The following is a 25,702-nucleotide window of genomic DNA, read 5'->3' on the forward strand; positions in this document are numbered from 1 at the left end:
TTTATTGGCCGCCCATAAGGAGATCCGCGCCCATGAGTGAGTTTGATTTTGCCCAATTGCAGGCTGACCTTGAGTCCGCCTCGAGGCTGGCGCTGCTCCAGATCGCCAAAGCCCACCCTGAAGAAACACTGTGCAGCTTCGCCCTCTACAGCGATTGCGGGGCCATGACCGCCTGTATCGCCAGCAATACCCGGAGTCACCAGCAGCGTCATCAGGCCGAAAACCCCGATGACCAGGCCTACTACAAATTCTCACCGGCAGAGTGGCGTTTCGAAGGCCAGGGCGCCGACCAGGAAATCGGCCAGATCTGCACCCGACTGCGGGAACGCGCCCTGGATATCGAGGACGACCCCGGCTTTGGTGCCTTCCGCGACCAGCTGTACCAGACCTGCGTCCAGGCCCTGGAGAACTTGCGCAACCAAGGGGTTTTCTCCGGGTTCGGCGAGGACTTTCTGCTGGTGTTCGCCGTGTCGGATGACGACCCGGATCCCGCCGTCGAACTGGCCAATCTCAGCCGCCTGAACTCGCCCGCCACCGTCGAGGAATACAAGGCCTGGCAAGCCACCTGGGCCAGGCAATAAACCCTCGAGGCTGGCAGCACGCTGTAGCCTCAGGCAGTCGCCCGTGTTTTACACAGGTAAGGGCTTACCTAGTCACTTGGTAGTCACTTGGGTCAAAGGAATGAGATCAGCAGAAAACACCAATCCAGTACCCTCTCGCCCCTCGATTACCATCATCGGCGTTGCGCTGGGCCTGGCCGTTGCACTCTGCATCAGCGCACAAGGTCCGTACTTCTGGAGTAACTTCGCAGGTTATTGGTTACCGCAGGCGGCAGTGCCATGGCCATGCTGTTCAAGGCGTCACGGGCTGTGCTCGGTGGCGTCGCGCTGACGATGGCGCTGTACTTGTACCTTTTCGACAGCTGGGCCACCGAGTCCATGGCATGGCTGTTCTACCTGTTCAGCTTCCCTGGCGTGCTGGTTGGAGCACTGCTCGCCAGTGTCGCACCGTCACGCAACCCCTACGAGGTCCTGATCGCTGCGGGCTGGGTGATCCTGGGCATCGTGGTGAACCTGACCATAATGCTGATCACGATGGCATAACACGGCACCTGGAGCCCCCTGGACGGGCATGAGGAGGCGGTTGGGCCTCATGCCTCCTCGGCAAACGCGTCCTTGATAAAAGCCTCCAGTTCCTTTTCCTCAAGCAGCTCAATGGAAAAATGCCCAAAGCGTTTCGGCAACCAGATGATGCGTGTGCCACTGGGTGATTGCAGATTATCGCGAGACAGCGGATTGCCGTTTTCATCTTCCGGCTGGACACCCTCCTCGACTAACTCGTCGTAGGCTGCCTCAATGTCCGGCGTGGAATAACAATGGCGGTAGATCATGCCTTCGCCGTTAGCGTCCATCAGCACCTTGAGATTGCCGGTAAACGGCTGCACGAGCATAAGGCGCTCCGTTCCAAACATCACAATCGCAAAACGCACGTGCAGGTCGCCACGCTGCCAGTCGAGCGTCTTTGAAATCCTTGCGCTAAAGACTCGAGCGTAATACCGGCAGGCTTCCTCAAGATCCTTGACCAGAACATCCACGTGGCTGAATTTTAATTTCAACGGCCTCACCCTTTTCCTGAAATGGGATTCATCGGTCTTCAGCCCGGCGCCACTGACCAAAGTGCTCAAACCTATCACTGATTGCGGCCTGGCAGGCGTTCCTCAACCCTCGAAAATGCTTGGGGCCAGCCCACCTGGAGCCGTACTTATAGAGATAACGCTGTCGCCGACACGTGCAATAATCCCGCACGTTCCAAAGCAACGTCGCCCTACAGCAAATGGAGTTGCCCTTATGAAGAAGTACATCCTGTATCCGCTGCTTGCACTGCTTGCCGGATGCAGCACGGGGCCTTATTTACATCCGGAATCGCCCCTGGGCGAAAACGCGCTGCTGTCACGCACCTGCCCCGGACCCAAGGCAGCGATGAGCTTTGCCCCGTTATCGGAAGAGCTCAATTGGGTGCACCTATTGGTTTATGTGGCGCCGCCAGGAACCTCAAGCTGGCCAGGCAACCAACGTTCGACGGACACTGAACTGCGCCTGTTTGGTCGCCTGTACACGCCTCCCTACCTGCGCAACCTCAACACCCCGGAGCAACGCAGAGCGGCCTACAGACAGACCCCGCCAGCACTGTGGATCAGCGCTGCATCGCCGCAAGTCACGGTGACGCTGGCGACCGGGCAGCGCTATCAAGTCAGTATCGAACAGCTGAAAACCGGCTTTGATCCGCGAGAACAATTTCACAGCGGGTGGAAAGGAACGCCCCTGGGCAAAGGCGACATGGACGACTTCACCCTCACCTTCCCCGACCTTTTCATCAACGGCGAGAAAGTCCCCATGGCGCCCATCCACTTCAAGAAGCGCGAAGAACGCTACGCGCCAGTGTTCAACTGCTGACGGCCCATCATTCCTGATAGGCCGGCACAACGGGGACGACGTTCAAGGCTGCGTGCGCTCCCCGTCGGATGGCAGCGCATCGAGCTGTATATAGGTGCGGAACACGTGGTCCCAGAGCGGCGAGGACACGCCGAAGTTTTTCTCGATGCCCTTGCGATGATGCAGGTCGTGGTTGGCCACCAACCCGGAAATAAAGCGGTAGGCCCAATGCTCCGGACGGTGCATCACGTAATGCAACGAGATGTAGCAGAAGTAACCCACCACCACCCCGGCAAACACTGACGTCAGGTCCGTCCACCACGCAAGCAGCAAGAGCAGCGCGTACACCGAACTGGTTTTCCAGCTGGACACCCCGATGTAAGCCAGGACGTCGACATGGTGCGTCCAGTGTTCACGGCGGTACAGCGAGTGAAACAGGGAGCGGTGCACCCAATACTCGACCAGCGACCAGGCCAGCAGGCCGGCCAGCGCCTGGCCAACATGAAAGGGCCCGAGGTACAGCGCCAGCAGGACAAACAACGGCGCGGTGAAAAAATCGAGGTAATAAGCCAGCGAAGACATCAGCCATTTATTGGACGCAGCCATGCGCGAAATTCCTTGTGAGAGCCGACGGACATCAGGTTATGAGCGGATCGAAAAAAGCGTGCACACACTAACAGATGAGCCATGGGCAAACCTATGGCCTGAACCTCATCGGCTGCCACGTTGCAACTTCCGGTGCCGTTAGGACCGACAACCGGGCCTTTGCGCAGCAGATGGATGCTCGCGCCTCAGCAATTCCAGGGGGCTTGAGCCTTCGCATCGATGCCATATTTCGCACGTGCACGGGCATGGGCGTCGGCATCAACCAAGGCCAGCGCCGCCAGTACGATGTGGTACCGATCCACTTCAAAAAAACTGCGCAAAGCCGCACGTGTGTCACTACGCCCGAAACCGTCGGTCCCGAGGGTGATGTAGGGCGCCTGTAAATAGGGGGCCAGCAACTGCACATAGGCCCGTACGTAATCGCTGGCCGCCACGATCGGGGTGCTACCCGGCAGGCAGCGCTGCAAGTGACTGGGTTGTTGTACGTCACCACCGAATATCTGTTGACGCTGCGTTTCGCGGGCTTCACGGGCCAGTTCGGAAAAGCTCGTCACGCTCCAGACTTCCGCACTGAACTGCCACTCTTCGTCCAGCATCCGTGCCGCAGCGATCACCTCGCGCAGAATGGCCCCCGAACCGAGCAGGCGTACCGAAGGCACCTGGTCACCGTAACGAGCGTAGAGGCGCATGCCGCGAATGACGTCTTCATGTTCGCTGGGCTGCAGTGAAGCCTGGACGTAGTTTTCGTTGGTCACTGTCAGGTAATAGAACTCATCCTGCTGCTGTTCCAGCATGCGCCGGCTGCCGTGATCGATAATCACAGCCGCCTCGCTGGCGAATGCCGGATCGTAGGCGCGACAGTTGGGGACCGTGGCTGCCATCAGTTGGCTGGAGCCATCCTGATGCTGCAACCCTTCGCCCGCCAGGGTGGTACGCCCCGCAGTCGCACCGATCAGGAATCCCCTGGCCCGCTGGTCAGCGGCGGCCCATATCAGGTCGCCAATGCGCTGAAAACCGAACATCGAGTAGTAGATATAGAACGGCAGCATCGGCTCACCATTGACGCTGTACGAAGTAGCAGCGGCGATCCAGGAAGAGATGGCGCCCGCCTCGGTGATGCCCTCTTCCAGCAACTGCCCATCGACGGCTTCCTTGTAGTAGAGCAATGCACCGGCGTCTTCCGGCTCATACAACTGCCCCACTGCCGAGTAGATGCCGATCTGACGGAACAGGTTGGCCATGCCAAAAGTCCGCGCCTCATCCGCCACAATGGGCACGATGCGCGGCCCCAACTGCTTGTCCTTGATCAGTTGGGTGAACAGGCGCACAACCGCCATTGTCGTGGATATCTCCCGCTCATCGGCGGTCAGGGCAAAGCGCCCATAGCTGTCGAGCGGCGGGACTTCGACCGAGGCAACCTGGCTGCTGCGCTTGGGCAGATAACCGCCCAAGGCTTGGCGCTGCCGATGCAGGTAACGCAACTCGGGGCTGTCTTCGGCTGGCCGGTAAAAACGCATTTCCTCCACGGCCTGGTCATCGAGCGGCAAGGCAAAACGATCGCGAAACGCCTTGAGCGCCTCGACATCCAGTTTTTTCTGTTGATGGGACGTATTGCGCGACTCGCCGATCCGGCCCATGCCATAGCCTTTCTTGGTTTTGGCCAGCACCACCGTCGGTCGCCCCTGGTGTCGCCTGGCGGCGTCGAATGCAGCATGCAACTTGCGAAAATCATGTCCGCCCCGGCGCAACGCGTCGATCTGATCCGGGCTCATGTCGGCCACCAGTGCCTGCAATTGCGGGTCCTGATCGAAGAAGTGACTTTGGTTATAGGCGCCGTCATTGGCCCCAAGATTCTGGTACTGGCCGTCCACCATTCCGGCGAAATGACGTAACAGCGCCTGCCCCTCGTCACGGGCAAACAGTGGGTCCCAATCCGACCCCCAAAGCACCTTGATCACATTCCATCCGGCACCGCTGAACAACGATTCCAGCTCCTGGACGATCTGCCCATTGCCTCGCACGGGGCCGTCCAGGCGTTGCAAATTGCAATTGATCACAAACGTGACATTGTCCAGGTTTTCCCGTGCGGCCAATGACAACGCAGCCATGGACTCCGGCTCATCCATCTCACCATCACCAAAGACTCCCCAGACATGACGCCCCGCAGTCGAATCCAACCCACGGTGCTGCAGGTAACGCAGAAACCGCGCCTGGTAAATGGCATTGATCGGCCCTATCCCCATGGAACCGGTAGGAAATTGCCAAAAATCGGGCATCAGCCACGGATGCGGATAGGAGCACAGCCCTGCGCCCTGCACTTCTTGCCGGTAGCGCTCGAGTTGCGCCTCCTGCAAGCGCCCTTCGAGAAAGGCCCGCGCATAGACGCCGGGGGCAGAGTGGGCCTGGAAGTAAACCAGATCGCCCCGCCCCTCTTCACTGTCAGCCCGAAAAAAGTGATTGAACCCTACCTCGAATATCTCGGCGGCCGATGCGTAACTGGCGATGTGACCGCCTAGCTCGCCATAGGCCTTGTTCGCCCGGGCGACCATGGCCAGCGCATTCCAGCGGATGATCGAGGTGATCCGTTCCTCCATCACCAGGTTGCCGGGGTAAACCGGCTGCTGTTCGAGCGCAATGCTGTTCTGGTAGAGCGAATACGCATTCGCGGCGCCCGGGACACCCAGGCGATTGGCCTGCTCGGCCAACCGCTGCAGCAAGTACCGGACGCGCGGCCGGCCCCCTACCCGGGCGACGCCCTTCAGGGCTTCAAGCCACTCGTTGGTTTCACTGACGTCCACATCGTCGTCGACAGGTGATCCATGGGTTGGACGTTGCGTGAAGTCTTTCATTGCAGGGCACCCCGACAGACAGGAGCAACCACCCGGCACGCTAGCGTGCCTGAGAGGTTGAGTGGACGACTGAAATTGGCAACTGGGCTAGGCCGAAACTTGCTCAAGAAATATCAGTTGCAACGGCTCATCCAAAAGCGCGCCGGCCGTGGCGGCAAAGCGTTGAAAGTACGGCATGGCGAAATGAGCATCGAGCGCGGCTTGATCCTTGAAGGCTTCGCGCATATAGAACGTTCCGTGCTCATCGCGCAGCTCGAACAGCACGTAATCAAGGTTTCCAGGTTCCGCCCGGGTCGGTTCTATCAGTGCCAACAACGCCTCTTTCAACGCCTGCCGTTGGCCGGTCTTGGCCTTGAGCACTGCAATCGAGACCACTGCCTGATGGGACGCATTCATCATCAAACTCTCCAGGGTTCGCATTATGTAAACGGTGGCATGGGGTGCGATCAGCGGGTTGGCGCTGGCGCGGCGTCGATTTTGAGCCGCATCAGGCTGTAGGGCTTTTCCCGCTGATCCTGGCCGGAACGGAACGCTGCCTGGCGGTGCAATTGGTTCGCGGTGAAGTACAGATAACCATCCGGACCAATTGCCAGGGTGTCGGGCCAGAGCAACCGGGGATCGTGCACCAGTGTTTGCCAACGCCCGTCAGGCAGGCGCCTGCGGATGGCGTTGTGCTCGTAGTCCCCCGCGTAAATGGCGCCGTCGGCGTCGGCTTCCAAACCATCGGAGGCGCCTTTTTCCCCCAGGTCCTGCACCGCGGCGGCAAGCTGCTGTTCGCTGACGTTGGCATCGCGCAGCAACGCCGTGGAGACAGCAAACAGATGCCGACTGGACAGTGGCGTGAAGTAGAGGGTGTTCCCGTCTGCTGACAAGGCGATACCGTCCGAGGCTACCGCCAGCGGCTTGCGCTCACCATTCGGTCCATCGACCATGACCGGCAAGCCTTCGACGACCGGCACAAATCCTGGGGCAACCGAGGTGGCCGGGGCGCCGCTCAAGCGCCGGATGGCACGTCCACTGGCGATATCCATGACAATGATCGCGCCGGGGCCACGCAGGGAGGAGTCGGTGATATAGACCGTGCCTTGCGTTCCCGTGCGAAAGTCAAAGCGCATGTCATTGACATAGGTGCTGGGCAACATGACGTTATCCGGAAACACCAGCCGCTTGACGATACGGTTGCTGGCAAGATCCACCGCCACCAGTTTCGCCCCGCGCGGCTTCGGATCCGAGAACCCGGGAGCCGCGGTGTCGAGCAACCAGACACGGCCCTGACCATCGGCCACGACACTTTGCACGCTGATCAAACCATCGCCCGGATCCCGAGGGTTCTCCTGGTTGATCTGCGCATTGGGGTAGGCCACCACCTTTCCATCGCGAATTTCACCCACCGTAAACGGCACCGTGTCGCCCCAGCGTGGGAAGTTGACGAAAATCCGTCCGGTCTCACTGACGGTCACCCCCGTGGGCATGGCATCGTAAAAAGCATGGACCTGCTCAAGCTTGCCGAAGGCTTTGTCGGCGGGTGCATCTTCAGCCAATCCGACGGCGGTTATTGCATGGGTCATCGGCACGGCGAACACCGCTGCCGAGACTATCGCGAGTACTGCGGGTAGGTTTTTAATGCGCATGGTGTGCTCCCGATGGGCCTGTCAGCGGCCCACCTGCAGGTGTGGGGACGATGATCAGAAACCTTCGAGAACGATCTTGCCTTTGGCTTTGCCGCTCTCGACCAGCCCATGGGCGCGGCGCATGTTGGCGGCATTGATGAGGCCGAAGTGCTCCCCGAGGGTGGTTCGTAAAACGCCCTGATCGATCAGGTTGGAGACGCGATTGAGCAAGTGGTGCTGCTTGATCATGTCCGGGGTTTCGAACAGCGAGCGGGTAAACATGAGTTCCCAGTGCAACGACAGGGACTTTCGCTTGAGGGGCATCACATCCAGGCTCTGCGGGTCGTCGATCACAGCCAGGCGCCCCTGCGGACGCAGCACCTCGATCAACTGCAAAAGGTGCAGCTCGGTATGGGTCAGGCTGGCCACATAGCTGACCTCTGCCACTCCCAGTGCTTCCAACTGGGGAAGCAGTGGCTGGCTGTGGTCGATCACATGGTGGGCCCCCATGTGCCGAACCCAATCTGCGGTCTCCGCCCGCGAAGCGGTACCGATAACGGTCAGCCGGGTCAACTGGCGGGCCAGTTGCACCAGCATCGAACCAACGCCACCGGCCGCACCGATGATCAGCAGACACTCGCCCTGCCCTGACTCCTCGGCGACCCCCAGGCGGTCAAACAGCAGTTCCCAGGCGGTTATCGACGTCAGCGGCAACGCTGCAGCGGAGGCTGCACCTAACGATCGCGGCTTATGCCCGACAATTCGCTCATCCACCAGGTGCAATTGGCTATAGCTGCCGGCGCGGACAATGGAGCCCGCGTAGAACACTTCATCGCCGGGATGAAACAGTGTCACTTCAGCGCCCACTTCACGGACGATACCGGCGGCATCCCAGCCCAGGATTTTCGGTTCTCTGGTGAAAGTCCCAGCACGCACTTTGGTGTCGACCGGGTTGACTGAAACCGCCTGCACTTCCACCAGCAGATCCCTGGGGCCAGGAGTCGGCACAGGAACGTCAATATCCTGCAGTGCCTGAGGATCTTCGATGGGCAAGGCGTGTTGGGTAAAGGAAATCGCTTTCATGGACACTCGCTGTATGAAGGGCTGATGCGCTCAATTGCGATCATCTTCGGCTTCCCATGGGCAAAGAAAAACCTGCAGAATGCGCCAACACTTTCACTGCAGGAGTGAAAATGATCCGTATTGATGACCTTGGCCTGTTCGTGCGCAGCGCCGCACTGGGCAGCTTCACCGCCGCAGCACTGGAAGCAGATCTGTTACCTGGCCAGGTTGCAGCGGCGATCAAGCGCCTGGAGCGCGAGCTGGATGTGCGTTTGTTCGCCCGCACCACCCGCAGCCTCAGATTGACTGCCGAGGGTGAGCAGTACCTGCCCACCGCCCTCTCTGTGCTTGAGACCTTGAAGCAAGGAGAGGAAAGCCTGCACGGAGCAAATGCCCGTCTTCGTGGAGTACTGCAAGTGGCGGCACCGTCCGATCTGGGGCGCAATATTCTGCTGCCATGGCTCTCGGCATTCCGCCGCCAGCATCCGGAACTCAGTTTGCGTTTTGTCCTCTCCGACCAGGTGGCGGATCTGTTTCGCGAACCGGTCGATGTGGCGATACGGTACGGATCGAATGAGGATGCCAACTATGTTGCCCTGCCCCTGGCGCCCTGGAATCGCAGGGTGCTGGTCGCTTCCACAGACTATGTCGAGCGCCATGGATACCCGAGCACCCCGGATGACCTGAGCCGCCATCCGTGCTTGCTCTACCTGCAAAACGGCCGGGTCTACGACAAGTGGCGCCTGGGTAACCAGTCGATCCAGGTGAGCGGCCCACTGTTCAGTGACGACGCCGATGTGGTCCGACGCTGGGCCCTGGGCGGAGAAGGTATCGCCAACAAATCCTGGCTGGATGTCAGCAGCGATGTAGCGGCTGGACGCCTGGTGGTGCTACTGCCTGAGTACCCCGGCGACGCTTCGCCGTTAAGCCTGGTGTGCCCGCACCGTAAACAGATTTCGCCAGCGGTGACTCAGCTCTACAGTTGGCTCAGCAGTCAATTCTCCATGCTGGAGCGCATCTGAGCTCATGCTGTGGGGCAGTAACATCCTCAGGTCCCGGGCAGTTACCGGCTAAGCCAGAACCACATCGAAAAATGAGCTGATCAGCCGACTGGTACGTCGCTCCGCCAGGCAATAGAGATAGGTTTCGGTGTAAAGCGGATCGCCCGCAATGCGGATCGTGCGAATACGAGGATCGGCAATGAACTCGGCCTCGGAGACAACACCCAGCCCCAGCCCCCGCACCACGGCCTCGCGCAAGGCTTCGCGACTGCCGATTTCCATGGCGATGCGCGGAACGATTGCTGCCGCGAGCAACGCCTGTTCCAGGACCAGACGTGTGGTCGACCCGGGCTCGCGTTGCAGCAGCCGTTGACCTTCCAGCTCCTCCAGGCGCACTGAACCACGCCCGGCAAAAGGATGCTCATGGTGGGCAAACAGAATGATCGGGTGGCGCGCGTAATGCACCGAGCAGAGCCCTGGATCATCGTTTCGACCGGCAAGCACCGCAATATCCGTCACATAGTTTTCAAGATCAGCCAGCACTTGGGCCGAGTTGCCGACCCGGATCGACACGTCGATGCGCGGATGGCGCTGAAGGTAGTTATCCACCATTTCGATCACGTGAAAGGGGCCGACCGCGCCAAGCTTCAACTGGCCACTGTCCAGCTGACCGGAGTCACGCAGCAGATTGTGCGCATCCAGGTCCAGCGCCGCCATTGCTTGAGCGATCGGCAGCAACTGCCGGCCGACATCCGACAACTCGATGCGCCGTCCCCGGCGATTGAACAGTTCCAGATTGTACTGGCGCTCCAGGCTCTGTACCTGGGTGGTCAACGTCGGCTGGCTGAGCCCCAGCGCCCGTGCGCCGGCGCTGAAACTTGCGTGGCGGGCCACGGCGAGAAAGGCGCGCATCTTTGCGGTGGACATCCATAGATCCCATCAATAGTTGAGTGCTGAAATCCATATTGAATTGATCGTATGACTGTCACGTGACATTTCTAGCCTGAGGCCACTTCAACCAACCTCCTGGAATGCCATGAACAATTTCTCCAGATTCTTGCGTATCGCCGCTATTGCCTGCCTCTCGATAAGCGCTGCCTGCCAAGCCTCGGCGAACGACAAGCTGAGAATTGGCCTGATCCCATCAGAGGACTCCCAGGCAATGATCGAGTCCAGCAAGCAGGTACTCAGCAGTCTGGAGAAAAAGCTGGGCATGCCCGTCGAGCCCTTTGTTGCGACCGACTACAACGGCATCATCGAAGCATTGCGGGCCGGCAAACTGGACGTGGCCTATCTCGGTCCGTTCTCCTATGTGCTGGCTACGTCGGTGGCCGATGTCGAGGCCTTCGCGGTGGCGGTCACCAAAAAAACCGGCCAGAGCGCCTACCACAGCCTGATTCTGGCGCACAAGGACAGTGGGATTGGTGAATTGTCCGACCTCAAGGGCCATACCTTCGCCTTTGTCGATCCAAGCTCTGCATCCGGTCACCTATTCCCCAAGGCCGGGCTGGAGCAGGCCGGCTTCGATCCGGAAAAACTGTTTTCACGGGTAATCTTCTCCGGCTCCCATGACGCCAGCATCCTCGCGGTCGCGAACCGCAAGGTCGACGCCGCCGCAGTGGCCGACCGCATTCTTGCCAACGCAGTGGCCAGAGGCCTGGTCAAAGACGATGACCTCCAGATTGTTTGGAGTTCGCGGCCGATTCCGGAGTCGCCAATGGTCTGGCGCAAAAATCTCGACCCGGCGCTCAAAGAGAAAGTCGCTGCGGCCCTGGCTTCGATCAAGGACGTGCCTTGGGGTGACCAAGGCCAACTGGATGGCTTCCAGCCCACCACTGATGCGGCTTACGACGTGGTGCGCGAAACCGCCAAGGTCCTCGACCTCGATTTGCGGAGACTGAAATGATCAGCATCCGCCAACTGACCAAGCATTACGGCTCCAACACGGTCTTGCGCGGTGTCGACCTGGACGTCGCCGCCGGTGAGTTTGTGGTGGTGCTGGGCCAATCCGGCGCAGGCAAGTCGACGTTGCTGCGCTGTATCAATCGACTGGTCCAGGCTGATTCCGGGACGCTTACCGTGGCGGGCATGGATGCACTGGCCTGTCGCGATACCAGCGCCCTGCGACGTCAGGCGGCAATGATCTTCCAGCACCACAACGTCGTGCCACGCCTCAGCGTATTGAAAAATGTGCTCACCGGCCGCCTGGGCGCAGTGTCTACCTTGACCTCGATCTTACAGCTGTTCAGTCGCGAAGATGTGGCGTTGGCCATGCAATGCCTGGAGCGCGTGGAGCTGGTGCATAAAGCCCGGGAGCGCACCGATGCACTGTCTGGAGGGCAGATGCAGCGGGTAGGCATTGCCCGGGCCCTGGCGCAACGACCGAAGGTGATCCTGGCGGACGAGCCGGTGGCCAGTCTCGACCCGAACACGGCGCGCCTGGTGCTGCAATACCTGCGCGATGCCACCCGTGAATTGGGGATCACAGTGGTGTGCAACCTGCACCAGGTTGATTACGCCCGCGAGTTTGGGGATCGGATTGTCGGCCTGGCCCACGGCAAGCTGGTGTATGACGGCAACGCGGCCCAGATGACCGAAGCTGATCTGCAGCGCATCTACCCTGGCCAGGCAGTGTCGGCAGAGGATGCAGAGGCGACAGCGGCCAAGCCGCTGATCCGAGCCACAGAGCTGAGGGTTTGAACATGAAACAGCAAAACTATCTGTGGACCGTGGACCTGCCTCGCGGAACCCGCGGTTGGCTATCGACGTGCGCGGTTGTACTGGCCGTGGTGTCGACACTTCACTGGAGCGCCGCGGGCGCGCAGTTGAGCGTGGGTGAACTGGCTGCCGGTCTGCCGCAAATCGGCGATTTCCTGGCGCGCACGGTTCCACCAGACCTGAGCATCCTCCCAAGATTGCTGGCGCCCGCCGTTGAAACGCTGCAAATCGCGATCTGGGGCACACTGCTCGGCGTGTTACTGGCCATCCCGCTGGCATTTCTCGCCGCACGCAACCTGAGCCGGAATCGCCTGGTGTTCCATGCGACCCGGCAGTTCCTCAACGTGACCCGCAGCATCAACGAACTGATCCTGGCGTTGATATTCGTCTCGGCCGTTGGCCTGGGCCCCTTCCCTGGCGTACTGGCATTGGCGCTGCACGGCCTGGGCATGCTGGGCAAGTTCTTTGCCGAAAGCATCGAGGAGATTGATCAGGGCCCGATAGAGGCATTGCAGGCGACCGGTGCCCGACCGTTGCAGGTCATCGTTTTTGGCGTGCTGCCACAAGTCATCACCGCTTGGATTGCCGTGATCCTGTACCGCTTCGAAGTCAATCTGCGCTCGGCCACCGTGCTCGGCATGGTCGGTGCCGGCGGGCTCGGGTTTGAGCTGGTGAGCAGTCTCAAGCTCTTCAAGTATCAGGAAACCGCCACCTGCATCATCGTCATCACCCTGATGGTGATCGCGGCCGATGCCGTCTCCGGGAGATTGCGCAATGCGATTCAGCGAGGAGCTCATCGCTGAAGCCAGCGGATGCACAAGCACCTTGCTGGCTCAGGTATCGGGCCAGCCGATTAAAGCCTGCGAATTATCGATTTGAGCTGTTGTTGAAGGGCCCCGAGTATGGGGCCACTTCCAACAACAAAAACCAGGGACTCACCATGACCACCCGATTCCACAACCCTGTAGACACCCGTTTTGGCTGGAACAGCCTTATTGAACTGGTCGCTATCACCGAAAACCAGAAAGTCGCCCTCGTTACCTTTCCTGAAGCTCGCGGCCTGGGGTTGCTCGATCGGATTCATGACTTGCTGGGCGAGCGCCTGGTGTACGTCATCGACGATGTCCAACCCAACCCGGACGTGGCCCACCTGCGCGACACTTACGATCGTTTCTGGCAACAGGCCGGCGACTGCCAGACGGTCATCGCCGTCGGGGGTGGCAGCGCGATCGATACGGCCAAAGCGTTGATCGTGGGCACCGAGTCGGGGCGCTTTGATGAATTGCTCGCGCTGCTGTCCACGGGAAAGACGTTCGTCCCGGTGCGTAGCAAGGTACTGATCGCGGCCCCGACCACGGCGGGCACCGGCAGCGAAGTCACTCCCTGGGCCACGATCTGGGATTCGGCCAGCCACAAGAAATACTCCCTGCACCTGGAATGCACCTGGCCCAAAGTGGCCATTATCGACCCACAACTGATGCTTACGGTTCCGGCGGGGGTCACGGTTTCAACGGGGCTGGATGCGCTGTCCCATGCCCTTGAGTCGATCTGGAACATCAATGCCAACCCGGTTTCGGACACCTTGGCCGTCTCTGCCATCGAGGACATTCTGGAATGCCTGCCGCAACTGCGCCGTGACTTATCCAACCATGAACTGCGCTCGCGCATGGCATTGGCCGCGCTAAAGGCCGGATTGGCGTTCTCCAATACTAAAACCGCACTGGCCCATTCGATCTCCTACGAAATGACTTTGCGCTACGGCCTGGCACACGGAATAGCCTGCTCCTTCACCCTGCCGCTGGTGCTGGGCCTGGCCTGGGGCCACGACGCCGCACGCGACCGGACTTTGCAGCGCATATTCGGTAACGACCTGCAAAAGGCTCAGGGTCAGTTACGTGAATTCCTGCACAGCCTGGATGTAAAAACCGAGTTTTCCGACTATGGGGTCACGGCATCGGAGGCCGAAGACATGGTCAACTTCGCCATGCAGGGCGCCAGAGGCAAAAACTTCATCGGCACACAAGCCGCCTAGAGCCCAACCACCCCCCAAGCACTGTCAGCGGCATGACGAGCCGCGACGATTTCCTGCAGCCCCTGAAAAGAGTGCACCCTCCGAACTCACTCGGCGGGAACGAACAATAATAAGGAAAAGATCATGAATCGTGCCTACACCATGCCTGGTCTCGCCGTCCGCACTTCACCGTTCCGAGTCGCCCAATGGCGCATGCTGCTGGCGGCCATGTTCTGCTATTTGTTTTTCTACACCGGACGGCAAACATTCGGCTTCGCCATTCCGGGGATCCAGGCCGAGTTCGGCTTGAGCAAGGAAACACTGGGCTGGGCGTCTGCGGCCATGCTCTGGGCCTACGCTATCGGCCAAGCCATTAACGGTAACCTCGCCGACAAATTCGGCGGCCGTCGCATCATGACCCTCGGCGCCGTCCTGTCCTGTGCAGCTAACTGGGTGACCAGCTTTGCCTCGGGCTTCGTCGGTCTTATTTTGCCTTGGGGGATCAACGGCTACTTCCAGGCCCTGGGCTGGGCACCGGGGAGTCGGTTGATCTCCAATTGGTGGAGTGCCGGCGAGCGCGGCAAGGTGTATGGCTTCTATGTATTTGCCGCCGGGTGCGCCTCAGTCCTGTCCTACGTGACTTCAATCATTGTGCTTGAGGTGCTGCAACTGGAATGGCGCTGGATCTTTCGGCTGCCGGTTTTATTGATGTTGGCCGGCGGCATCATTTTCTACCTGGTGGCTCGTGAGCGCCCCCAGGACCTGGGCTTCGAAGCGCTGGCCGATACCGGCGTCGCCAATGCCGAGGATAAAAACCACGAGGTGGCAGACGGCGAAGTCGAATCCTCCGCGCAACGCTATAAAGCCGTGCTCAAGAATTTCCGCTTGATCGTCGCCGCCATCTCCCTGGGGTTTCAGAACGCTGCGCGCTACGGCCTGATCGTCTGGGTGCCGGTGCATTTTCTGGGGGCCAACTGGAAAAGCGGCGACAGCATGATCGATCCGAAGTGGATTACCGTTGCCCTGCCGGTGGGCATGGCGATTGGTGCCCTCAGTAACGGCTGGGTTTCGGACAAGCTGTTTGGCTCCAAGCGCTACCTGGCAATCATGCTTTACATGTTCCTTGGCGCCGCAACCAGCCTGTGGATGTGGAGCCTGCCCCCCCATAGCGCAATAGGGCTTGTGGCATTGTTTCTCTGCGGCTTCTTTGTCTACGGCCCCGCATCGAGTTTCTGGGCCCTGTGCCCCGACCTGGTCGGAGCAAAACGGGCCGGCACGGCAACCGGAGTCATGAACTTCTCGTCCTATCTGTTTGCCGGCCTGGCAGAGCCGTTGATCGGCAGTATGCTCGACAGTACCGGCAATACATCGTTGATCTTCATCGTGGTTACGTCGGCATGTGTGTGCAGTGCAGCGGTCGCGCTTTTCATCCGACGCTGACTATTCGACATAGAGACGCGACTCACGGCTGACCACTCACGAACAGGATCTTTTCATGTACCAGTACCACAAGTGGTTACGCTCCTTTCATGCAGTGGCGAAGACCGGCAGCTTCACACTCGCCGCCCAATACCTGAGCGTCGGCCAGCCAACGGTCAGTGAACAGGTAAACGCGCTGGAGAAAACATTCTCGGTGGAGCTCTTCCATCGTCGTGGACGCTTTATCGAGATGAGTTCGGCGGGACACAAGCTCTATGGAATCACCCAGGGCCTGTTTGGCCAGGAAGATGAAGCCGTGCAACTTTTGCAAAGCTTCAAGCAACGCAAGACCGGCATGTTGCGCCTGGGTGCGGTCTCCCCACCGATTGCGATGAACCTGACGTATGAGCTGATGCAGCAACACCCGGACATTGAACTGGAAACGTCGTTTTCTCCTGAAAAAGAGACACTGGACCGCTTGTTCAACTTCGATATCGATGTGGCAATTCTTGCACTCTCCGAATTCGACCAGCGCTTTGATACCCAGCTTTACCGACGCTACCCGATTATTGCGGTGGTTCGCGACGACCACCCCTGGGCAAGCCAGGACGAGGTTCGGGTCGAGCAAATCAGCGGCGAGAAGTGGGTACTCCGCGAAAAAAGCTCACGCACCCGTCAATTAGTCGAGGAAAGCTGCAAGCGGCTGGACGTAGACCTGAACTGCGTCATGCAGCTCAACAGTCGCGAAGCCATTGTCCACGCCATCGCCAAGGGCATCGGCATCGGTTTCGTGTCCGCCGTGGAGTACGCAGAAACTCCGGGAACCAAACCGATCACCTTTGTTAACCACCCGTTCTCCATCGACTATCACCTGTGCTGCCTCGGTATTCGCCGAAATCGGCCGATGATCGCCGAGCTGTTCGACTCAAGTCCAACGCCGACAACCTGACCCACTAACGCGCTGCACCATTCAAAGGCCTACTTCTCGCAGATGAGAGGGACGGCCGGACCCTACCGCAAAAATGGAGACTCACCATGCACTACCAACACCCTACCCAACTGCAAGCCGTGGTCCTGGACTGGGCAGGTACCGTCGTTGATTTCGGCTCCTTCGCCCCCACTCAAATCTTCGTGGAAGCCTTCGGTGAATTCGGCGTTGCCGTCTCGCTTGAAGAAGCCCGCGGCCCCATGGGCATGGGCAAGTGGGACCACATCCGCACCTTGTGCAACCAACTGCAGATCGCCGAACGCTATCGTGCGGTCTTCGGTCGCCTGCCGACCGATGCCGACGTCACCGCACTGTATGAACGCTTCATGCCGCTTCAGATCGAAAAGATCGCCTTGCACTCGGCGCTGATTCCGGGAGCCCTGGACGCCATCGGCGCGCTGCGTGACAGGGGCCTGAAAATAGGTTCGTGTTCCGGTTACCCGGCAGTCGTCATGGCCAAAGTGGTGGAGTTGGCGCGACAAAACGGCTATGTCGCCGACCATGTAGTAGCGACCGATGAAGTGCCCAATGGACGCCCGCACCCAGCTCAGGCCTTGGCCAATGTGATTGCCTTGGGAGTCAGTGACGTTGCCGCCTGCGTCAAGGTCGACGACACCTGGCCCGGCATTCTCGAAGGCCGCAGTGCCGGCATGTGGACCGTCGCCCTGACCTGTTCCGGCAACGCGCTGGGCTTGACCTACGACCAGTACAAGGCGCTGCCTCACGAGCAACTGGCTACAGAACGTGGCCGTATCGCCCACATGTTCGAAGGCGCCCGCCCGCACTACCTGATCGACACCATCGTCGAACTGCCGACAGTCATCGATGACATCAATGCCCGCCTTGCTCGTGGAGAAACTCCGCAGGGCTGCTGACGCAATACGGCTTGGCCGGCTTGCGCCGGCCCGCCACCACGGCTAATTCAGGCGGGCATGTTCTGCATACCTGGTCTATAACCCAGGCGGAATGTATCCAGGTACAAAAGGAACATTTATACATTTGCCATGCAGGATTCGTCCGTCCTCAATTCTGAACAGTACGATTTTTTTGGCTTTATTGACGGTCGCCTCAAGTTTGCAATCAGAGCTGTGCCCAACGGTTGGGTAATACTCGGTGTAAACCATCCCATTGCCCGTGTGATTCATTGAAGTTCCGGCCGCTTCGGTGGTTGTCCAGCTGGAAGATTTATACCAAGTCAGAAGAACCAGCGTTTCGCCGCCAGCGCCGTTCTGTTTCTGCATTGAATCGGGTTTGCCAAATAAATCCAGGGCTTCCTGGACGTCTCGTCCTTCCCAGCGAGACTGGGCAATCAAGTGGCACCCGTTGATAAGCAAAACACTAGGCAAGATGAATATCAGTGAGAATGCCTTAATCCATTTGCACATCACTACTTCCTTTATCATAGGCAAGACAAAAATGTTGAAGACGGGTTCTTGACCCGCCAAGACCGGTGAATGTAAGGAAGAACACTGGCGACTCCTGCTACTGATCAATGCGCCAATTCCCACTTATTTTTCATTGCCCAACAGGGTGTCCAGGTCATCTATCATCTGGTTCCTTTTCTGGCTCGGCCCCATCTTTTCGAACATTGCCTGGGCGGTCTGAATCATTTGCATGTATTCCATCTTGCCCATTGCAAGCATGTCATTGTTATTGCGATTACCCGGTGCACAGACAAAGGTGCGTTGTACCCAATGTTCCTTTACATCCTGCCATTGAGTGGACACCGTCAGATGCCGCAGGCTGTAGTCATTGCCTTCTGAGACTGACGTTACCCTGAGCACGCTGCACAAGCCCCCAGCAAATAACCGCATCGACGCGATTGGCAAAAGAGCTCTTCTCTCAAGGTGTTACGATTACCGGCTTTCACTGCCAGGATCTGCCTTCCATGACACCTATCATCTGTGCCAATGAGTTCGACATCTGCGTCTCAATGCCCGACCTGGTCACATGGATCGAAGACAAGCACATCCCCAACGCCGATCTGTCGGCCGCATTGAATGCCGTGGGAATCGCGCTGAACATTACCGAACTTTACGATACCTACTTCGACGACACGCCTGCTGGCGCCGGCGACGTGCATATTTACCCGTGCGCTGATAAGCAAAGTTTCCTGGTTATTGATCTATATCGTGACCTGACCGATCAGTTGGACATCGTGAGCGCCTCATTGAAAATCGAGCCAGCCGTGCTCCATTTGGCCCTGCCTTATCTGCGACGCTTTTTCGACGCAGCCGAATGTCAGGTGGCCTTCAGGCAATCCAGTCACTCACAGCAGTTGCGCTCATTGATCGATGAAAGCCGATACCCTGCACCGGTCGATAATGGTGGCTATCAGCAGCAGCTCATCACCCATGGTTGAGCCCTGCCCGTAGTCCCTTGAATGGCGTTTCATCCTGCTGCTCTGTTCATTCCTCGAGTTGAATCCCATAAAAAACCGCCAGCGGCGTACTCCCGTGGCGGCTTTCATGACGACTGCCCAACCAAGGCCAGGAAATGCTCGACGGTGAACGCCGTTCCTGTTGACCTTGCAGGCCTTCAATTCATACCGGAACGGCTGCAGCTCCAGTCAGGACATGTGTAGGCCAAGGGCGAAACGCTCCATCAGCGAAGCTGTTTTTCAACATCCCCAAGGTGGCTTTCGAGCACCATGATGGACTCGCTCAGACCTGATATCGCGTCATGCAGCGCCTTGACGATGATGAGCATCTCGTCGCTGTGCTTGCTGGCCTGCTGCAAGGCAAATGTAGATCGAGCTTTGACGCGGTCCAGTGGTTCCTTGATGTGATTTCTCATGGCATATCCCTTCGATTTGAGTGGAGGCATAACGCTACTACGGCTCCCACTTTTTCAGCTACTGGGCTTTCATCCATGCTGGATACCCGGACAGACTATTCGGAGTGCGGCGCCCGTAGAGCGTGAAGTTCGCTACCGGGAAAGGTCGCGGCGCATCACCACCATTCCGATTTCAGCCTTGTCGGTACTGAAGGGTATTTCGCCCACTGCCTCGAACCCGAAGCGTTCATAGAAGCGCTGCGCATTGGCATTGGTCCTCAGAACATCCAACGCTATAAAGCCTTCATCACGCTCTTTTGCCATCTGGCAAATGACCTGTAGAAGTTGCTTCCCGTAGCCATTGCCTGCCTGTGATTTCAGGAAGTAGATTTTCTGCAATTCCGCGCCCACCTCTGCTGATACAGGCATCGGTTTAGACCAGTTGATCTTTGCAAAGCCTACAACACGGCCCTCTGCGTCGGATGCCAAGAGCCAGCGATGGGCGGCGGGCAACTGCAGTGACTTCTGAAGTGCGTCGATTGAGAAGTCCTGGTTCAGGAAATCTTGCATGCCTGTGGCAGTCCAGATGTCCGAAAAATGCTCTCGGTAAGTCTCTATGCCAATATCACTCAGTGCTTGAATATCTTCGGTAGTCGCTTCTCGAATTGTGATCACTGCCTGCTCCCTGCCTTTGATTGGCGCCAAGCAATACTCGCAACCCGACCCTCATTTCAAGCCCTGCCTGAGCGAGGGAACAAAGGAGTGTGTCGAGCACAGGTTGGCATTGCCGTGTACAACGTCCAAAACAAATGCTTGGTTGACCCGGTCAAGCAACGGCTAACCTGCCATTGGAAAGAGGAATTCCCATGAATAAATACACGTTGGCCCCGCTTCTGCTGTCGCTGCTCACCCTGGCCACGACCGGCTGCAAACAGGAAGCGGCGGCAATCTATACCGGGCCTTTCGGCCTGCAGATGGGAATGACCATCGAGCAGGCCCGGGCCGTCACCCAGGTCTTGGGCAGCAACACTCGACGCAACGTTCTGCTGGTGGAACGCCCACCAAGGCCCATTGCCGGGTTTGAGGAGTTGTCCCTCAAGTTCGGTAAAGAGGTTGGCCTCTGCGAAATCTACACGGCGGTCGAGATCCCGGGAGATACGCAGGACTCGGCTATCCGCGCCCGCTTCGAAGAACTGAGCCGGTTACTCGCCCAGCGATATGGCCCGCCTTCGGTCGCCATCGACCAAGCCGTCGATGACGAGCGCCAGCAGGTTTTAGTATCCCAGTGGCTGGCATCTCGCGGAGCGAGTCTGGAAGGCGCGTCTGAGGCCGTACTGACGGTGGGTAGGCGCGATGTCGACCCGGTCAGCATCGGCCTGTCCATTTCAGGCTCTGGTTCCGAGCAGTGCCAGCAGGAGCAACGCCAGGAATAGCTGATGGCTGGAGCTCTTACGGACAGGTCACCCAGAAAACCCTTGGCAATTGGAATGCTGCGATGAAGAAAAATACCCTAGGCCTGCTTTTCCTATCAGTTTTATTGGCGGCTTGCGGCCCCAACAAACTCGTTTCCGACCTGCCTTCGCCAAGTCGGCAATACCATGTCGAGGTCCGCCAATGCCCCCAAAGCGGTGCAATCACCTGGAGCGAGAAGATACAGGTCTCCATTCTTGAATCCGGCCTATCGGCAGACTGCCAATCAGCGGTGAACGCGCTGGCGCAGTTCGACGCCAGCGTGCCTAAGAGCCAGCTGCAACTCGAATGGGTTTCAGATACCGAACTCAGAGCCTGGCATCCGGATTTCAATCCCGGCTATGGGCCGGCTGCCGTGACTTACAAACACGATGCTCCGGTCAAGGTGATCTTTTCGCCGAAGAGCTGACCCTGGGAATTCCGCCTGCCTGTCAGCCCTATGCAGAACACCCAGCGCATGAGCCAGAAGCGGCCAAGACAACCTATGGTTTTATGAAACAGAGACTGCCGGCTGCAACAGCAACACCGTAGCCGGCCCCGCGCGAAACGTTGGGTTACGCTTGGCTGCCTCCAACATATGTGGCGCAAGATTGTGAGCCGCCAGCGCTTCTTTTGATGCCCATTTCTCGATCAACACAAAACTGTCGCTGTTGCCGGCCACAGGGTGCATGTCGTATTGAATACACCCCGGCTCAGCTCGGACCAAGGGCGCAAGCAGTTCAAAAGCCGCCAGTTGCTCGGAACCTCGACCTGACTGGGTATTAATGATCACCACCAGCCGAACTTCATCAGACATAAGTAATACCGCAACGTTGGAGAGGAAAGACACAGTACGCCACCACGCTACGCAGATGCAGCCCCGTTGCAACTCCCGAACTCAGGTCGTGGCTAAAAAACCACGTAGAATACGTTTCCACTCAAACTAAGGATCAGTTACCCAGTATGAGGATTCCAACAGCGCCCACAGTGGACTTCCTGAATATCTCTCTCCGACAACTGGAGCGAACGGATGTAAAAGCCTGGTACGCCTACCTTTCAAACAGCGAGGTTACCCAACACACCAGTTGGAATTTGCGTGCCGAGGAAGATCTTTTTCCCATGTTTGACGAGATAGACTCGACACAACCCTCCTCGATAAGACGGCTGGCAATCATCAATCAAGCCAGTGGTGATCTGATCGGGACCATCGGCTTCCACAGCATTTCTGAAGCAAACCGAAGCGCGGAGATTGCTTATGATCTAGCGCCTGCGTATTGGGGAAAAGGCATTGCGAGCGCTGTCTGTTCGTCTGTAACGCAATGGGCATTTACGGAGTACGGCTTTATACGGGTGCAAGGCACAGTTCTTGAAACCAACCGTGGTTCAGCCAAGGTTCTTGTGAAGTGTGGATTCCAATACGAAGGAAAACTGAGATCGTTTCGCATGGTTCGCGGACGCCCTGGCAACTTTGAAATGTATGCCATTTTGAATACCGACTGACGATCCAAACAGGTGTGCTCGCCGCAGCCAAGGGCCGCCAAAAGACAATGAACGTGCTCTGGCGCCGGTGCCCGCTTTTCCCGCGAAAGGCCTTACCGGGATAGCCACAACGCAGCGCAACTCAGAAAGCCCGCCGGCCTCGCCAAGCCTCGCTGCGCGTCCTTATTGGTTAGGGTCTGCCGGCCATCTGGCGAGCGTAATGTCGATCACTAAGGTCTTTATTAGGATCGGCCTTGGCCCAGCGCTGTGGTTGCGGGCAGTCCACGCAGCTCAGTGATTTCTTGTCAGCGCTGAGGGTATAAAGATGAGCCTTTGGCTCAGTTCCAATCTTCAGCCCAGTGTCGGTGACCTCAAATCCAGGATTCATCTGCGACAGACGATCCATGCTCTCAAAGTTGAACGACCACTGTTTGATCTGGCTTTTGCGCAAAATGGTCATAATGCTGAGCGGGTCTTGTTTGCTGACGCGCTGGTAGACCCACTCGCCTTCATACGGGCCAAGCTTCGCAGCGGCCTGCCCCCGCTTGGCGTCTTCCAGGATTTGCTCCTGCATCTTTTGCATTTTCGCATTCAGTGCCTCCTCATCCTTGCGCGCCTGATCCTTGAGCATTTGCTCTACGTCATAAGGCCCTTTGGGATCAAACTTCCAAAGCGTCTCGTCCTTGATGCCCAGCACCTTGCAGTTGAGGCAGTCGAGGCTTCGCTCGTCGACGTTACGCTTCAGCGCCAGGCGCTCAGTACCGTTCACATCATCGAGAAGAAGCTTCTCACCTTTGACCGAGACCTTCATTTTGACCAAGGGTTTGATACGGCCCTCTGCCCCCTCCTGCCCGAAAATCTCTGCTTCATCGCCGTGGACATTGAGGACCATCGTCCTCTCGCTGTTGGGGGACTTGAATCGGTAAGCGCCTGTGAAGTTATCGCCGCCGCAGCCGGCGAGGAGTGAACCGGCAACAACAGCCGCCGCTAGTTTGAACAGGGGATTCATAGTGTCCTTGCTATCTGTTTCTGACGCCCGTCGCGAAGCGCGCTGTACGCATGAGTCAGTGGTTGGGGCGAGAAATGACTCGCCAAAAAAGAGGCGTCATTTTGCCATCATCTACCCAAATCGTCATCAATACAGAACGCGATCACCCAGAGCCGAGCGTTCCACCCTCGCCGATAAGCTCATATTGGTCCTCGCTACGGGCTCTTAGATTGTGTTTTCTCCAGTAACCTCTGGAGAGGCTCACTTTGATCTTGCGCTTTGTATCTAGTTTTTGTGGCGTTCACTGCAAGGGGTTATCTCCCCTTTCTTTCATGCCTCATAGCGCAGACCTCGTGAACATCGGGATCAAAAAAACCCGCCGAAGCGGGTCTTGGTGCCAATGGTTGCTCGCTACCGGCTGATGGTCTTCAAAAACTGCACCGCATCAATAAACTGTTCGGCGGTCGCCTGGGTTCGCATGTGCACATTACGCAGACCGCTGCCGTCAACACTGCGAATCACGACGGTGTAGCGCCCTTCGCGGCCGCGAGTTTTGTGAATGGTGGTAGTGCCCAGCGAGCGGAAATAGATACGCTGGCCCATCGCTTTGGTGACCGTGGTGCTGTTGCCCGCGGCAATTGCGCCGTTACCAATAGGAGCGGCCGTGGCAAAACCCGAGCTTTTGGAAATAGTCCCATCAGAAAGCAGGATAAATTCGTCTGTGACCTCAACATATTGAGGACGCTTCTTGCTGAAGTCCTCATAGAACACCTGTTCAACCACCGATACAGCACGCTCCCGGGTCATGCCCGGCTGCGCCTTAGCGGCGTAATCGATCGGTTGAGAGCCACAGCCTGCAAGCGCTGCGACAGCCAACATGATCATTCCTATCCTTTTCATGCCTTCTTTCCGGTTTGTGCGGTTAATGCCTAAGCGCTGGGTGAATCGACCTTAAGGCAGATTACCAACAGACTGAGCCAGCGCCGGCAGCGGTTACTGCCAACACTCGCGGCAAGATGCAGACACCTGTGTGTTTATGGTCCGCAATTAAGCTATTTGCTTTGGATTGACTGGAGTTTTGATTACTTTCGCCAAGTCGTCCTGAAAAACGGAAGCACGAGAAAAACCAAGCCTCCAGCAAGAATGCCCATCCCGAAAGTATGTACGAAACTCTCCTGGCTGGTTGCGACCATGGCCGCGCCTGCGACGATCCCGGCACAGCCTACGATTCGGATATTTTTGTTCGATGACTTCAGTTCCATTGCGAAAACACTCCTATCAAAAAATGGCAGTCGAGGTTCTGAATACCGCCGCAGATCGCTCTTGCTGCGCGGTCCTAGAACGCCTCAACGCTTATCGTGAACTTCAGCCGGCCAGGCACTGAAGAAAAATATGATTCCGGGAATCATTAAGTAGATCCAGTTAGTACTTGGATGCACAACCAGTCCGACGATCCACGCGACAAGTAAAACGCCGCCAACTCGACGCCGACGCTTGGCGGTGAACCACTCCTGAAAGACCTCAGGTTTTTCACTGGCCATCATTACGCTCCTTGTTTGAAAAGCAGCGAAGCATATCACCCACCTCAACAACTCATGCCAGCCGGCGAGGATCCTCTATGCCCGTCACACAGGGTTGAGTTTGCTTGGACATAGAGGCTTGTCTTGCTGAGGCACGAGCGCCAGCATTCCCTATCTAAATGCCCCGGCCTGCCTTCAGGCTGCGATGAGTAGTCAGCATTCCATTGTTATCAAACAGGAAAATCATTTGGTTCCCTGCGCCATCCTGGCAAACAACGCCGTCACTCTCGCCATCGACAATCCCTTGGCAAGCCATATTCCAGACATAAGGGCGGATTTGGCACTTCAGCGTTTTACCGTCCTCAATCACCAAATGATGGGTGGCGGAGATGCTTTCCGGCGCCGGTTTAGGGCAAGCTCCCTCACCCCAATTGACCCCATTGTGGTTGGGTTGCGAAACACAACCGGCCAACAGGATTACAGGCAGCAGATGTTTGTAATTCATGGTCACCATCCTTAGTTGTGACGACGCGATCGAGCGTCTGCCTCAGAGACGGGCATTATTGTGCGTCACTTCGCGTAGGCATTTAAAGGCTGTGCCCTGCCGTTCTCGACGGCAAGCGCGAGGCAGATCACATTTATAGAGGGGCGAATTGGAGGTGACGACCAGCAATTGAGCGAGATGACAAGTAAGGCCAAGAGGTTACCTGAACCCGCCAACTGCACTTATCGTCAACACCGGAAAGCATCGCAGTCAGTATTCCTGCTCAGCTCATTTGAGAAGCTCGCCCGGCC

General features: G+C 57.9%; 31 protein-coding genes. 15 read left to right on the forward strand and 16 right to left on the reverse strand.

Annotated elements, in window-relative coordinates; translation table 11 throughout:
* Positions 1 to 32 precede the first annotated feature (32 nt).
* Together AC19YX_RS31600 and AC19YX_RS31605 are read left to right on the forward strand one after the other, a co-directional pair.
* Positions 33 to 581 (forward strand): DUF4303 domain-containing protein, encoded by a 549-nt coding sequence (locus AC19YX_RS31600; protein ID WP_161955771.1) that lies wholly within the window; start codon positions 33 to 35, stop codon positions 579 to 581.
* Positions 582 to 839: 258 nt separating this feature from the next.
* Positions 840 to 1,103: a hypothetical protein gene (locus AC19YX_RS31605; protein ID WP_500607798.1), complete on the forward strand. Its 264-nt coding sequence runs from the start codon at positions 840 to 842 to the stop codon at positions 1,101 to 1,103.
* Positions 1,104 to 1,150: 47 nt separating this feature from the next.
* Here the strand turns inward: AC19YX_RS31605 and AC19YX_RS31610 are convergent, their stop codons facing one another.
* Positions 1,151 to 1,615 (reverse strand): VOC family protein, encoded by a 465-nt coding sequence (locus tag AC19YX_RS31610; protein WP_078473105.1) that lies wholly within the window; start codon positions 1,613 to 1,615, stop codon positions 1,151 to 1,153.
* A gap of 232 nt (positions 1,616 to 1,847) precedes the next feature.
* On the opposite strand from AC19YX_RS31610, the gene AC19YX_RS31615 reads away from it, so the two are divergent.
* Positions 1,848 to 2,453, forward strand: coding sequence for a hypothetical protein (locus AC19YX_RS31615; RefSeq protein ID WP_078473031.1), 606 nt, complete (start codon positions 1,848 to 1,850; stop codon positions 2,451 to 2,453).
* Between the two features lie 42 nt (positions 2,454 to 2,495).
* On the opposite strand, the gene AC19YX_RS31620 is transcribed toward AC19YX_RS31615, so the two are convergent.
* The 5 genes from AC19YX_RS31620 to AC19YX_RS31640 all read right to left on the reverse strand — a co-directional run bounded on the left by AC19YX_RS31620 (position 2,496) and on the right by AC19YX_RS31640 (position 8,580).
* Complete coding sequence (locus AC19YX_RS31620; protein ID WP_421546727.1) at positions 2,496 to 3,038, reverse strand: sterol desaturase family protein; 543 nt, start codon at positions 3,036 to 3,038, stop codon at positions 2,496 to 2,498.
* Between the two features lie 185 nt (positions 3,039 to 3,223).
* Positions 3,224 to 5,887, reverse strand: a complete 2,664-nt coding sequence (gene mdeB / locus AC19YX_RS31625; RefSeq protein ID WP_500607799.1) for an alpha-ketoglutarate dehydrogenase — start codon at positions 5,885 to 5,887, stop codon at positions 3,224 to 3,226.
* 87 nt (positions 5,888 to 5,974) lie between these two features.
* Positions 5,975 to 6,283: a putative quinol monooxygenase gene (locus AC19YX_RS31630; protein ID WP_421547570.1), complete on the reverse strand. Its 309-nt coding sequence runs from the start codon at positions 6,281 to 6,283 to the stop codon at positions 5,975 to 5,977.
* Positions 6,284 to 6,333: 50 nt separating this feature from the next.
* Positions 6,334 to 7,518 carry an L-dopachrome tautomerase-related protein gene (locus AC19YX_RS31635; RefSeq protein WP_500607800.1) on the reverse strand — a complete coding sequence of 395 codons (1,185 nt, stop codon included), beginning with the start codon at positions 7,516 to 7,518 and terminating at the stop codon, positions 6,334 to 6,336.
* A gap of 54 nt (positions 7,519 to 7,572) precedes the next feature.
* Positions 7,573 to 8,580 carry a zinc-binding alcohol dehydrogenase family protein gene (locus tag AC19YX_RS31640; RefSeq protein ID WP_078473035.1) on the reverse strand — a complete coding sequence of 336 codons (1,008 nt, stop codon included), beginning with the start codon at positions 8,578 to 8,580 and terminating at the stop codon, positions 7,573 to 7,575.
* 110 nt (positions 8,581 to 8,690) lie between these two features.
* Between AC19YX_RS31640 and AC19YX_RS31645 the strand changes: the two genes are divergently transcribed.
* Positions 8,691 to 9,581: a LysR family transcriptional regulator gene (locus tag AC19YX_RS31645; protein WP_078473036.1), complete on the forward strand. Its 891-nt coding sequence runs from the start codon at positions 8,691 to 8,693 to the stop codon at positions 9,579 to 9,581.
* A gap of 48 nt (positions 9,582 to 9,629) precedes the next feature.
* On the opposite strand, the gene AC19YX_RS31650 is transcribed toward AC19YX_RS31645, so the two are convergent.
* Positions 9,630 to 10,487: a LysR substrate-binding domain-containing protein gene (locus tag AC19YX_RS31650; RefSeq protein WP_500607801.1), complete on the reverse strand. Its 858-nt coding sequence runs from the start codon at positions 10,485 to 10,487 to the stop codon at positions 9,630 to 9,632.
* 109 nt (positions 10,488 to 10,596) lie between these two features.
* Here AC19YX_RS31650 and phnD point away from each other — a divergent pair, with 109 nt between their 5' ends.
* The 7 genes from phnD to phnX all read left to right on the forward strand — a co-directional run bounded on the left by phnD (position 10,597) and on the right by phnX (position 17,571).
* Complete coding sequence (gene phnD / locus AC19YX_RS31655) at positions 10,597 to 11,466, forward strand: phosphonate ABC transporter substrate-binding protein (protein WP_500607802.1); 870 nt, start codon at positions 10,597 to 10,599, stop codon at positions 11,464 to 11,466.
* Complete coding sequence (gene phnC / locus AC19YX_RS31660) at positions 11,463 to 12,260, forward strand: phosphonate ABC transporter ATP-binding protein (protein WP_201131041.1); 798 nt, start codon at positions 11,463 to 11,465, stop codon at positions 12,258 to 12,260. The genes phnD and phnC overlap by 4 nt, the downstream gene beginning before the upstream one ends.
* A gap of 2 nt (positions 12,261 to 12,262) precedes the next feature.
* On the forward strand, positions 12,263 to 13,081 hold the full coding sequence (gene phnE / locus AC19YX_RS31665) for a phosphonate ABC transporter, permease protein PhnE (RefSeq protein ID WP_500607824.1): 819 nt from the start codon (positions 12,263 to 12,265) through the stop codon (positions 13,079 to 13,081).
* Positions 13,082 to 13,218: 137 nt separating this feature from the next.
* Positions 13,219 to 14,310 carry an iron-containing alcohol dehydrogenase PsrA gene (gene psrA, locus AC19YX_RS31670; protein ID WP_078473107.1) on the forward strand — a complete coding sequence of 364 codons (1,092 nt, stop codon included), beginning with the start codon at positions 13,219 to 13,221 and terminating at the stop codon, positions 14,308 to 14,310.
* A gap of 123 nt (positions 14,311 to 14,433) precedes the next feature.
* Positions 14,434 to 15,729, forward strand: coding sequence for an MFS transporter (locus AC19YX_RS31675; RefSeq protein ID WP_500607803.1), 1,296 nt, complete (start codon positions 14,434 to 14,436; stop codon positions 15,727 to 15,729).
* 55 nt (positions 15,730 to 15,784) lie between these two features.
* Entirely contained in the window at positions 15,785 to 16,657 is an 873-nt protein-coding gene (locus AC19YX_RS31680) for a LysR substrate-binding domain-containing protein (RefSeq protein ID WP_078473042.1), read from the forward strand.
* A gap of 86 nt (positions 16,658 to 16,743) precedes the next feature.
* On the forward strand, positions 16,744 to 17,571 hold the full coding sequence (gene phnX / locus AC19YX_RS31685) for a phosphonoacetaldehyde hydrolase (protein WP_500607804.1): 828 nt from the start codon (positions 16,744 to 16,746) through the stop codon (positions 17,569 to 17,571).
* 75 nt (positions 17,572 to 17,646) lie between these two features.
* Here phnX and AC19YX_RS31690 read toward each other — a convergent pair whose 3' ends face one another.
* Positions 17,647 to 18,081, reverse strand: coding sequence for a hypothetical protein (locus AC19YX_RS31690; RefSeq protein ID WP_500607805.1), 435 nt, complete (start codon positions 18,079 to 18,081; stop codon positions 17,647 to 17,649).
* Positions 18,082 to 18,204: 123 nt separating this feature from the next.
* On the reverse strand, positions 18,205 to 18,525 hold the full coding sequence (locus AC19YX_RS31695; RefSeq protein WP_500607806.1) for a hypothetical protein: 321 nt from the start codon (positions 18,523 to 18,525) through the stop codon (positions 18,205 to 18,207).
* Positions 18,526 to 18,584: 59 nt separating this feature from the next.
* Between AC19YX_RS31695 and AC19YX_RS31700 the strand changes: the two genes are divergently transcribed.
* On the forward strand, positions 18,585 to 19,058 hold the full coding sequence (locus tag AC19YX_RS31700; protein WP_078473044.1) for a hypothetical protein: 474 nt from the start codon (positions 18,585 to 18,587) through the stop codon (positions 19,056 to 19,058).
* 242 nt (positions 19,059 to 19,300) lie between these two features.
* Here the strand turns inward: AC19YX_RS31700 and AC19YX_RS31705 are convergent, their stop codons facing one another.
* Positions 19,301 to 19,492, reverse strand: coding sequence for a hypothetical protein (locus tag AC19YX_RS31705; RefSeq protein WP_078473045.1), 192 nt, complete (start codon positions 19,490 to 19,492; stop codon positions 19,301 to 19,303).
* Positions 19,493 to 19,624: 132 nt separating this feature from the next.
* Positions 19,625 to 20,146, reverse strand: coding sequence for a GNAT family N-acetyltransferase (locus tag AC19YX_RS31710; RefSeq protein WP_500607807.1), 522 nt, complete (start codon positions 20,144 to 20,146; stop codon positions 19,625 to 19,627).
* 191 nt (positions 20,147 to 20,337) lie between these two features.
* Between AC19YX_RS31710 and AC19YX_RS31715 the strand changes: the two genes are divergently transcribed.
* Positions 20,338 to 20,904 carry a hypothetical protein gene (locus AC19YX_RS31715; protein ID WP_500607808.1) on the forward strand — a complete coding sequence of 189 codons (567 nt, stop codon included), beginning with the start codon at positions 20,338 to 20,340 and terminating at the stop codon, positions 20,902 to 20,904.
* A 62-nt stretch (positions 20,905 to 20,966) separates the two neighbouring features.
* Entirely contained in the window at positions 20,967 to 21,350 is a 384-nt protein-coding gene (locus AC19YX_RS31720) for a hypothetical protein (protein WP_500607809.1), read from the forward strand.
* 81 nt (positions 21,351 to 21,431) lie between these two features.
* Here AC19YX_RS31720 and AC19YX_RS31725 read toward each other — a convergent pair whose 3' ends face one another.
* A complete protein-coding gene (locus AC19YX_RS31725; RefSeq protein WP_078473048.1) occupies positions 21,432 to 21,737 on the reverse strand; it encodes a putative quinol monooxygenase in 306 nt (101 codons plus the stop codon).
* A gap of 146 nt (positions 21,738 to 21,883) precedes the next feature.
* Here AC19YX_RS31725 and AC19YX_RS31730 point away from each other — a divergent pair, with 146 nt between their 5' ends.
* A complete protein-coding gene (locus tag AC19YX_RS31730; protein WP_078473049.1) occupies positions 21,884 to 22,420 on the forward strand; it encodes a GNAT family N-acetyltransferase in 537 nt (178 codons plus the stop codon).
* Between the two features lie 169 nt (positions 22,421 to 22,589).
* Here the strand turns inward: AC19YX_RS31730 and AC19YX_RS31735 are convergent, their stop codons facing one another.
* The 4 genes from AC19YX_RS31735 to AC19YX_RS31750 form a co-directional block, all read right to left on the reverse strand.
* On the reverse strand, positions 22,590 to 23,408 hold the full coding sequence (locus AC19YX_RS31735) for a hypothetical protein (protein ID WP_178102992.1): 819 nt from the start codon (positions 23,406 to 23,408) through the stop codon (positions 22,590 to 22,592).
* Between the two features lie 390 nt (positions 23,409 to 23,798).
* Positions 23,799 to 24,272 carry a hypothetical protein gene (locus tag AC19YX_RS31740; protein ID WP_500607810.1) on the reverse strand — a complete coding sequence of 158 codons (474 nt, stop codon included), beginning with the start codon at positions 24,270 to 24,272 and terminating at the stop codon, positions 23,799 to 23,801.
* Between the two features lie 461 nt (positions 24,273 to 24,733).
* Positions 24,734 to 24,928, reverse strand: a complete 195-nt coding sequence (locus tag AC19YX_RS31745; RefSeq protein ID WP_078473052.1) for a hypothetical protein — start codon at positions 24,926 to 24,928, stop codon at positions 24,734 to 24,736.
* Between the two features lie 154 nt (positions 24,929 to 25,082).
* Positions 25,083 to 25,412: a hypothetical protein gene (locus AC19YX_RS31750; RefSeq protein WP_201131055.1), complete on the reverse strand. Its 330-nt coding sequence runs from the start codon at positions 25,410 to 25,412 to the stop codon at positions 25,083 to 25,085.
* Positions 25,413 to 25,702 lie beyond the last annotated feature (290 nt).

The sequence above is a fragment of the Pseudomonas sp. MF09150 genome (genome assembly GCF_059862355.1).